Source organism: Pseudoroseomonas ludipueritiae (assembly GCF_014490445.1).
Classification (GTDB): domain Bacteria; phylum Pseudomonadota; class Alphaproteobacteria; order Acetobacterales; family Acetobacteraceae; genus Pseudoroseomonas; species Pseudoroseomonas ludipueritiae.
In genome coordinates this window covers 1-1,747 of sequence record NZ_JACTUZ010000318.1, presented here as the reverse complement: position 1 = coordinate 1,747, position 1,747 = coordinate 1, and the positions used below count along the sequence as shown (strand labels likewise).

The window sequence follows — 1,747 nt, the reverse complement described above, 5'->3', positions numbered from 1 at the left end:
CCGCTGCCGCCCGCCAGGATGATGCCCTTCATGGTCGTCGCTTCCGTCATGGTTCCTGTGCCTGGGGCCGGTGGTGGGGGCGGGGCGGCCAGGACGCGCGCATCAGCCGGCGCCGCCGGTGACAATGAGACGCATGCGGGGGTTCTCAGAAAAGCCGGAAAGATCATGCAGGCGGAAGGGCCGGGCGGGCGCCGTGCATCCGCCCCTCGGGGCACCGCCGGATGTCCCTGCCACGGGACAGAATGATGCAAGCCTGCATTGCCATGACCACGCCGCCCCGCCGCACCTCCGCCGCCAGGGCGAATGGAGGTGGCGCATGACCATAGCCTTGGCCTGAACAGGCGGCCAGAGGAGGTTTCGGCGCCCAGGGGGAACCGTGCCGCCGGAAGCCGGGCATCCGGCGGCACCGCCACCACGGCCCGCCGTTCCTGACAGGCCGCTGGGCCGGGGGCCGCCCTGAGCGGCGGCGCCCGGCCATCAGTCAGCCATGGCTCAGCGCTGCGGCAATTGCTGCGCCATGCGGAGATGCTCCTGCAGGATGGGAACGTGCCGCGCCGCGAAGGCCCTCACCTCCTCATCCGTGCCGTTCTGCGCCTCTTCCTGATAGGCCTGCAGGTCCCGCTGGTGGGCCTGCACCATGGCCTGGGCATAGGCACGGTCGAAGGCACTGCCGCGCAGCCTGGAGAGTTCGTCGTAGACCTGCTGGTTATCGGCGCCGGCCGTGTCCGGCGGCGTGATCTGCTTGCGCTGGGCCAGGGCCATCAGGGCCTGGTTGGCTTCCCCATGCTCGCGCACCATCCGTTCCCCGAAGCGCTTCACGGCCGAGGAGCGGCCATTGGCCTGGGCCAGCTGGCCGAGCTGGACCTCGGCCATGCCGCCCCGCGCCGCGGTGGTCATGAAGGTGGCATCGCTGGTGGAAAGCGTCGGGTTCACCTGCGCCTTGGCGGCGGCCACGGTCGTATCGGCCGCCCGCTGCGTCTCGGCGCAGCCGGCCAGGGCCAGCACGGCGATGGCCGCGCCACAGAAGATCCGCTTCATCTGGATTTCCTCCATTCCGATCCACTGGCCTTGAACGCAGCTGCGGCCCGGTCGTTGTCCTTCCGCGCCGTCCTGATTGCCCTAGCGGCGCGTCATGCCCGGGGCGCGAGGGATTGCGGCGAGACCCGCAGGATCGTCAGCCGCCGCTCCTGCCCGTCCTGCTTCGGCCAGAGAATGGCCTGCCCGGCGCGCAGGCCCAGCAGCGCCGCCCCCACCAGCGTCAGCACGGAAATCCGGCCCTGCGCGATATCGGCCTCATGCGGATAGACGAGCTGCACCTGGCGCGCCGCGCCCGTGCCCTCGTCGCGGTATTCGACATAGGAATACATCGCCACCACATCGGGCGGCAGCTCATCGGGGGGCAGCAGATCCGCCCGGTCGATCTCCGCGAGCAGGCGCTGCGCCACCTCGGGGCTGCGCCGCGCGGCGGAGGCGGCGAGGCTGGAGAGCCGGTCCGCATCGGTGGTGGACAGCATCACCGGCGGGTCGTCATCCGCGGCCTTGCGGCGCGCCTCCTCGGCTGCCTGGGTAGAGTTCATCATTTCGCTTCCTTTCTCCATGCGGGCCACAACAGCGGGCCCGGGACGAAAAACATGCCGCGCGGGGGCTCAGCCCGCCGCCTCGCCGAGCCAGGCAGTGCGGCCGGGCTCCGCGTCCCGCTGCTGGCCGACCGCCAGCAGCCGCAGCGTTTCCGCCGCGCGCGCGCCTT

At 71.3% G+C, this 1,747-nt stretch carries 2 protein-coding genes; both read right to left on the bottom strand.

Annotation, left to right across the window (positions count from 1 at the left end; all coding sequences use genetic code 11):
• Nucleotides 1-492 precede the first annotated feature (492 nt).
• A complete protein-coding gene (locus IBL25_RS25995; protein WP_187781324.1) occupies nucleotides 493-1,038 on the bottom strand; it encodes a DUF4142 domain-containing protein in 546 nt (181 codons plus the stop codon).
• A gap of 92 nt (nucleotides 1,039-1,130) precedes the next feature.
• Nucleotides 1,131-1,580: a nucleoside diphosphate kinase regulator gene (gene rnk, locus IBL25_RS25990; protein WP_238940683.1), complete on the bottom strand. Its 450-nt coding sequence runs from the start codon at nucleotides 1,578-1,580 to the stop codon at nucleotides 1,131-1,133.
• Between the last annotated feature and the right edge of the window lie 167 nt (nucleotides 1,581-1,747).

What these genes read in the sequence shown, in the direction of transcription:
- IBL25_RS25995 (WP_187781324.1), bottom strand. Translation starts at nt 1,038, where the DNA reads ATGAAGCGGATCTTCTGTGGCGCGGCCATCGCCGTGCTGGCCCTGGCC.
- rnk (WP_238940683.1), bottom strand. Translation starts at nt 1,580, where the DNA reads ATGATGAACTCTACCCAGGCAGCCGAGGAGGCGCGCCGCAAGGCCGCG.